Origin of the sequence: Streptomyces sp. NPDC059009 (genome assembly GCF_042740175.1) — a bacterium.
Classification (GTDB): Bacteria; Actinomycetota; Actinomycetes; order Streptomycetales; family Streptomycetaceae; genus Streptomyces.
Genome location: NZ_JBHYJB010000064.1, coordinates 40,734 through 47,095, shown reverse-complemented (window position 1 = coordinate 47,095; position 6,362 = coordinate 40,734). Strand labels below are relative to the sequence as shown.

General features: G+C 73.9%; 6 protein-coding genes. 1 reads left to right on the top strand and 5 read right to left on the bottom strand.

Annotation, left to right across the window (positions count from 1 at the left end):
* Positions 1 to 634 precede the first annotated feature (634 nt).
* Positions 635 to 1,564 carry a LysR family transcriptional regulator gene (locus tag ACFWYM_RS41745; protein WP_384849938.1) on the bottom strand — a complete coding sequence of 310 codons (930 nt, stop codon included), beginning with the start codon at positions 1,562 to 1,564 and terminating at the stop codon, positions 635 to 637.
* A 151-nt stretch (positions 1,565 to 1,715) separates the two neighbouring features.
* On the opposite strand from ACFWYM_RS41745, the gene ACFWYM_RS41740 reads away from it, so the two are divergent.
* Positions 1,716 to 2,840: a TDT family transporter gene (locus tag ACFWYM_RS41740; RefSeq protein WP_384849926.1), complete on the top strand. Its 1,125-nt coding sequence runs from the start codon at positions 1,716 to 1,718 to the stop codon at positions 2,838 to 2,840.
* On the opposite strand, the gene ACFWYM_RS41735 is transcribed toward ACFWYM_RS41740, so the two are convergent.
* The 4 genes from ACFWYM_RS41735 to ACFWYM_RS41720 form a co-directional block, all read right to left on the bottom strand.
* Entirely contained in the window at positions 2,809 to 3,546 is a 738-nt protein-coding gene (locus ACFWYM_RS41735; protein ID WP_384849923.1) for a helical backbone metal receptor, read from the bottom strand. The two genes, ACFWYM_RS41740 and ACFWYM_RS41735, sit on opposite strands and share 32 nt — an antisense overlap.
* Before the next feature lie 82 nt (positions 3,547 to 3,628).
* Positions 3,629 to 4,213, bottom strand: a complete 585-nt coding sequence (locus ACFWYM_RS41730; RefSeq protein ID WP_384849920.1) for a helix-turn-helix domain-containing protein — start codon at positions 4,211 to 4,213, stop codon at positions 3,629 to 3,631.
* Positions 4,214 to 4,365: 152 nt separating this feature from the next.
* Complete coding sequence (locus ACFWYM_RS41725; RefSeq protein ID WP_384849917.1) at positions 4,366 to 5,397, bottom strand: hypothetical protein; 1,032 nt, start codon at positions 5,395 to 5,397, stop codon at positions 4,366 to 4,368.
* Between the two features lie 404 nt (positions 5,398 to 5,801).
* Entirely contained in the window at positions 5,802 to 6,320 is a 519-nt protein-coding gene (locus ACFWYM_RS41720) for a phospholipase A2 (protein ID WP_384849914.1), read from the bottom strand.
* Positions 6,321 to 6,362 lie beyond the last annotated feature (42 nt).

Genomic DNA, 6,362 nt, shown 5'->3' with positions numbered 1-6,362 from the left:
GGGGGGGGGGGGGGGGGGGGGGGGGGGGGGGGGGGGGGGGGGGGGGGCACGCGGCGGTATGTCCGTCCTCGAAAAGCCGGGGGCGCCGGACGAGTACACGAGTACTGACTTGGGCGGGGTGCTGTACTGCGGGCGGACATACCGCCGCGTCCCCACCCCTCACGCCGTCCCCCGCCTGCAGCCCGTCCCCTGCTCCCGCTCCCGCCCAACCTCATCCCCACCCCAGAGCCGGTAGCGCGTCTGCAGCCCGTCCCCCACTCCCGCCCACTCCCCGCGCCACCCCAGGACCAGTAGCGCGCCTGCAACCCGTCCCCCACTCCCGCCCAACCCACCCCACACCAGAACCGGTAGCGCGTCTGCAGCCCGTCCCCCCTGCCCTGCCCTGCCCTGCCCTGCCCTGCCCCAAGACCGGTAGCCCGTCCCCCACTCCCGCCCGCCCCCCGGCACGGGGACAGCCCCTCCAGCCTCCGCAGGGGCTGGCCTTTCAGCCCGTCCGGCGTTTGAGGACGAGGCGCGTTCAGCGCCGAAAAGGGGGTCTAGGGGCGAAGCCCCAGGAAGGCCCGCCCAGGGGCGACGGAGTCGCCGTTTCGGGAAGGGGCGGGGTTGGGGAAGAAGCCCCCGGCAGGGCAACGCCTCACCCCACCCCCCGCGTCAGCCCCAGCAGATCCCTCGCAGGCCCCACCGGCCGCTGCCCCGTCGGCCAGACAGCCCGCAGCGCCCTCCCCAGCCGCACACCGTCCAACGGCACCTCCACCAGCCGACGAGCCGACAGCTCCTCACCCACCGCCAGCTCACTCAGAACCGCCGGACCCGCCCCACTCACCGCCGCCGCCTTGACCGCCGTCGTGGAGGAGAGCTCCATCAGCGGACGGGCAAGACCGCCGAGCGCCGCGTCCAGGACCTGCCGGGTACCCGAACCCTGCTCCCGGAGAATCAGCGGCGCATCCGCCAACTCCCCCGCACCCAACGGCTTTCGGCGCCGCGCCCACGTGTGGTCCGGCGCCGTCACCACGATCAGCCGGTCGTGCCCGATCACCGCCGAGTCGAGACCCGACGGAAGAGTCAGGCCCTCGACGAAGCCCAGGTCGGCCTCGCCGCCCAGCACCCGCTCCGCGACCACCGCCGAGTTCCCGGCGAGCAGGGACACCGCCGTGTCGGGGCGCTGCGCGCGCAGCGCGATCAGCCAGCCCGGCAGCAGGTACTCCGCGATGGTCATGCTCGCCGCGACCCGCAGCCGCGAGTCCCTCCGGTCACGCAACGCCTGCGCCCCCGCGTCGAACGCCTCCGCCGCCTCCACGACACGCCGCGCCCAGTCCGTGACCAGGGCACCCGCGTCGGTCAGCCGCGAGCCGCGCGGGGAGCGCTCGACGAGGGCCACGCCGAGCTGGCGCTCCATGGACCGGACGCGGCTGCTGGCCGCGGGCTGGGTGATGCCCAGCTCCCGCGCGGCCCGCCCCAGGCTGCCCAGGCGCGCCACGGCGAGCAGCAGCTCCAGCGCGCCGAGGTCCGGCACCCGATGGGACAGCGAGGACACCGGAACCGGAACCGGAACCGACACCGGCATCACCACCGCAGCCCCCGCCTCAGCCTCAGCCCCAGCCGCAGCCGGTGCTCCGCCATTGCCCTCCCGATTCGCCTCACTCATAAGTCCACTTTATGACCTCATAGACGAGTGGTCCCTGGCGGGCCGCCCGAAAGGGGATCACCGTGGAGTCATGGTCACCGCAGCATCCCAGCCCCTCGGCGCCGCCGCCCGCACCCGCGTCGGCACCCGCGCCCCCGCCGTCCGCCACCTCGGCCCCAACTGGTACGCCTCCGTCATGGGCACCGCGATCATCGCCAACGCCGGCGCCGCCCTCCCGGTGCACGTACCGGGCCTGCGCACGGCGTGCACGGTGGTGTGGGCCCTGTCTCTGCTGATGCTGACCACCCTGCTCGGCGCCCGGGCCCTGCACTGGCGCCACCACCGCGACCAGGCCCGCGCCCACCTCCTCGACCCGACGATGGCCCCCTTCTACGGCTGTCTGTCGATGGCCCTGCTCGCGGTCGGCGGCGGCACCATGATCGTGGGCGTCGACTGGATCGGCACGACCGCCGCCGTCGCCCTCGACACCGTCCTGTTCATCGCGGGCACCCTCATCGGGCTCGCGGCCGCCGTGGCCATCCCGTATCTGATGGTGGCCCGCCACAAGATCGCCGCGGACCAGGCGTCGCCGGTCTGGCTGCTCCCCGTCGTAGCCCCCATGGTCTCGGCGGCCCTCGGCCCGCTGCTGATCCCGCACCTTCCGGCCGGCCAGGCACAGCAGACGATGCTGTACGCCTGCGTGGCGATGTTCGGGCTCAGCCTGCTCGCCACCCTGGTGATGCTGCCGATCATCTTCGCCCGCCTGGTCACCGGACCCGCGCTGCCCCTCGCCCTCACCCCGACCCTGTTCCTGGTCCTCGGCCCGCTCGGCCAGTCCACCACCGCCACCAACAAGTTCGCCGACCTCGCCCCCGGCGTGGTCCCCGCCCCGCTCGACCAGGGCTTCACCGTCTTCGCCGTCCTGTACGGCGTGCCCGTGATGGGATTCGCCCTGATGTGGCTGGCCCTCGCGCTCGCCATGGTGGTGCGCGCCCGCCGCCAGGGCATGGGCTTCGCGATGACCTGGTGGGCCTTCACCTTCCCCGTAGGCACCTGCGTCACCGGCGCCGAGGGCCTCGGCAAGCACACCGGCCTGACGGCCTACGACTGGCTCGCGGTCGCCCTGTACGCCTTCCTGGTCCTCGCAGCGGCCACGGCCCTCGTCCAGACGGCCCGCGGTCTCGTCAGCGGAAAGCTGCTCGCAGCGCCTCGCTGAGCACCCCCGGCGCCTCCGCCAACGACGGCCCGTACCAGGTGAGATGACGCCCGCTGACCAGCGCGACCGGCAGCCCGGCGGGGAACGCCTCCGGGCCGTCGTCGCGCGTGAAGCGGTACGGCTCGTCGGGGAGGACCACCAAGTCGAGTTGCTCGGAGTGGAGTTGGTCCAGGGGGATGCGGGGGTAGCGCTCGGCGTGGGTCGCGTAGGCGTTGTCGATGCCCAGGCGGTGCAGGAGGTCGCCGGCGAAGGTGTCGCGGCCCAGGACCATCCAGGGGCGGCGCCAGATGGGGATCGCTGCTCTCAAGTGGTCATTGGGGACGGGGAGTTGGGACCAGGATGCCGCCGCCCGGTCCAGCCACTCCGGGCGGTTCGCGCCGCAGGCCGTGAGGACCCGGGACAGTTCGCCCAGTGCCTGGTCGAGCGTGCGGATCTCGGTCACCAGGACGTCGAGGCCCGCCGCGCGCAGGTCCGCCAGGTCGGGGGCGCGGTTCTCCTCCTCGTTGGCGATCACCAGGTCCGGGGCGAGGCGCACGATGCCCGGCACGTCCGGGTTCTTCGTGCCGCCCACCCGCACGACGTCGAGGCCGGCCGGGTGACTGCACCACTCCGTGGCCCCGACCAGCGCACCCGGCGCGCTCACCGCGACCGCCTCGGTGAGAGAGGGGACGAGGGAGACGACGCGCGGGACGCCTGGGCCTGGCACGGGGGAGCTCCTCCTCAGCAGCGGGTGTCGTCCACAGCGGCCTCGGCCTCAGCGGCGGGTGTCGTTCACGGTGGCCTCGGCCTCAGCGGCGGGTGTCGTCCACGGCCTCGATGTGGTCGCCGACGGCCACCACCAGGACCCGGGTGTCCGCGCTCGCGGCCCGCCAGCGGTGCCGCACCCCACCGGTCAGATAGAGGCAGTCGCCGGGACCCAGGTGGTAGGCCCGGCCCTCCGCCTCCACCTCGACGCCGCCCTCGACGACGTACATCAACTCGTCGTTGCGGTGCTGGAATTCGCGGCCCTCGTCGTGGTCGCCGGTGAACTCCAGGGCCTGCATCTGGTGGTGCCCACGGATCAGTCCGCGCAGCTTCGCGTCGGGCGAGAAGTGCGCGGGGCCGCCGCCGTCCCCCGCCTCACCGGCGCGGACGACGTCGACGGAGCAGGCGGGGTCGGCGGCGGCGAGCAGCTCGACCGCGGTGGTGCGCAGCGCGTCGGCGACGGCCTGGAGGGAGCGCATGCTGGGCCGCGCCCGCTCGTTCTCCACCTGGCTGAGGAAGGGCACGGAGAGGCCGCTGCGCTCGGCGACAACGGCGAGGGTGAGCTCCAGCTCGCGGCGGCGCCGCCGGACGGCGGAGCCGACCCGGGGGGTCTCCTTGTTCTCGTCCATCGCTGCGGCTCCCTTCTGCGCTTCGGTCCACCGGTCCCGGCCACCGTGGTCCGTCGCTCGGCCCTGATGGGTTCAATGCACCCTACGCATGTTCGCCAAACGGTTTTGCCTGGTTTCACTCGCCAGGTACTAGAGCTTTCGCCCGAGGCGTACTAGAGCTCACGCCAGTAGAGCAGCTGACCGGCCTCCCCGGGGGCCGATCCCTCCCCCGGTATGAACACGCTGACCAGCAGCGCCGGTTGGCCGCCCGGCGCGGTGAGCAGGGTGGCCGAGGGGTTGGCGAAGGCGTCGCTTCCCCCGTGGGTGCGGATGCCGATCCGGTCGGCCCGGCCGCCCGCGGGGTCGTACGCGTACGTGCGCCAGCTGCCGAAGTCGCCGCGCCAGCGCTGCCCCTCGATGAACACGACGGGCCGCCCGTCCAGCTCGACGCCGGACCGGTCCCCGATGTTGCCGCTGTTGCCCCAGGCTTCCAGGGCCCGGTCGAGGCGGTGGTCCGGGGCGGCGTGCCAGGTGCGGAAGCCGGTGAGGGTGGCGCGCAGCTGCCGGTCGGTGTCGCAGTTCGCGCGGTAGTGGCCGGTCAGCTCGACGGTGTCGCCGCGCACGGCGGTGATCGCGGGGGTGCCCTCGGCGCAGCGCGAGAGGGTGCGCGGCGCGTCGTAGGCGTCGCGGGCCCGCCCGGCCAGGAGGGCCGCCAGATCCTCGTAGCCGCGGACCGCGATGTGGTTGCGGGGGTCCTTCTCGTACGCGAGGACGTAGCCGCCCCGGCCGTCGTGCGCGAGCGACGCCTGGTGCGTGCCGGGGCCGAAGTCGTGGCGGCGCTGCCAGTGGCGCAGGTCGGTGGAGGTGGCGACCGCCGCGTGGAAGCGGCCGTCGTCGAGGAGGGTGTGGTAGACGGCGAGGTAGCTGCCGTCGGGGGCCTGGGCCACCTGCGCGGCGTCCATGGTGCGGCCGGTGTCGTCACGGGCGTCGTAGCGGACCCCGTCGGCGTCCCGTACGTCCCCGGCGAGCGCGGCGAGGAGGGCGGTGGCCGGGGAGGCGGGGGCGGCCCCGGCGTTCGGTATCTGGCACAGCACCAGGGCGACGGCGAGCGCGAGCACCAGGGCGACGAGGGGCGCGGCGGGCGCCGGCTCCGGCAGGCCGGGCTGACGGCCGGGCCGGGAGAGGGGGTGGGGGCGGCGGGGCATGGAGCGGGGGTGACTTTCGGTGGCGGGCGCTGTCGAGCGTAAGGAGCGACGACGGCCCACCGGAACGCCGTGCGGGGTGGGCTTCGCCACATGGAACATGGCGAGGCCCACCCCGCACGGCACGATGCGCGGGTCGGCTCTCAGCGGTACGCAGGTCGGCGACCCGCCCGCGGGCGCGGGAGCGGCCGTCCTCCCGGATCCCGGTCGACGTCCACGACGACGACCGGCCCGCGGGCGCGGGGACGGCCGCACTGGCGCCGCCCGCTCAGCCGCACCACTGGCGCCGCCCGCTCAGCCGCACCACTGGCGCCGCCCGCTCAGCTGCCCGGGCCCCGCCCGCTCAGCGTCCGGTCCCGCCCACTCGGCGGCCCGGCCCCGCTCGCGCGGCTGCGCGGTCCGCTCGCTCAGCTGACCCTCTTGTAGTACTTCTTCGCGGTCGCGCGGCACTTCTCGCGCTGCGCCGAGGTCTTGTTCGGCTCGACCTTGCACTGCTGCAGCATGTCGAAGTAGAACGCCTTGTCCACGCGCTTCTCGTGCTTCGAGCCCGCGAACGCCTTCTTGCCGATCAGCGTCTTGTAGTTGCGATAGCCGAAGTCGTGCCGCGCGCAGGAGAGCCGGAAGTCGAAGCCGCCGGGCTGGTCGACGAGCTTCGTGCACCAGTCGGTGTCCCAGCGGAAGTTCCAGCGGTCGATCCCCGCCTTGGCGAGCTTCCGCGTCTGACGCCAGTCCTTGAGGCTCGTCTTGGAAGAGCGCGTCAGGGTGTACAGGCGCTTCATCTTGGCCGGGCTGGGCGCCTTGGCCGCCTCGGCCGACGCCGTCACCGTGTGGCCGGACTCCGGCGCCGCCGTGGCGACCGCGCCCGAGCCCGTGGCCAGGACGCCCGCCACGGCGAGCGACGCGACGGTGATGCGCGTAGTGAGCATGTGGTGATCCCCGTTCTTCGATGTGCCTCTGATGAGGGCGCA

What these genes read in the sequence shown, in the direction of transcription:
- ACFWYM_RS41745 (WP_384849938.1), bottom strand. Translation starts at nt 1,564, where the DNA reads ATGCCGGTGTCGGTTCCGGTTCCGGTTCCGGTGTCCTCGCTGTCCCAT.
- ACFWYM_RS41740 (WP_384849926.1), top strand. Translation starts at nt 1,716, where the DNA reads ATGGTCACCGCAGCATCCCAGCCCCTCGGCGCCGCCGCCCGCACCCGC.
- ACFWYM_RS41730 (WP_384849920.1), bottom strand. Translation starts at nt 4,213, where the DNA reads ATGGACGAGAACAAGGAGACCCCCCGGGTCGGCTCCGCCGTCCGGCGG.
- ACFWYM_RS41725 (WP_384849917.1), bottom strand. Translation starts at nt 5,397, where the DNA reads ATGCCCCGCCGCCCCCACCCCCTCTCCCGGCCCGGCCGTCAGCCCGGC.
- ACFWYM_RS41720 (WP_384849914.1), bottom strand. Translation starts at nt 6,320, where the DNA reads ATGCTCACTACGCGCATCACCGTCGCGTCGCTCGCCGTGGCGGGCGTC.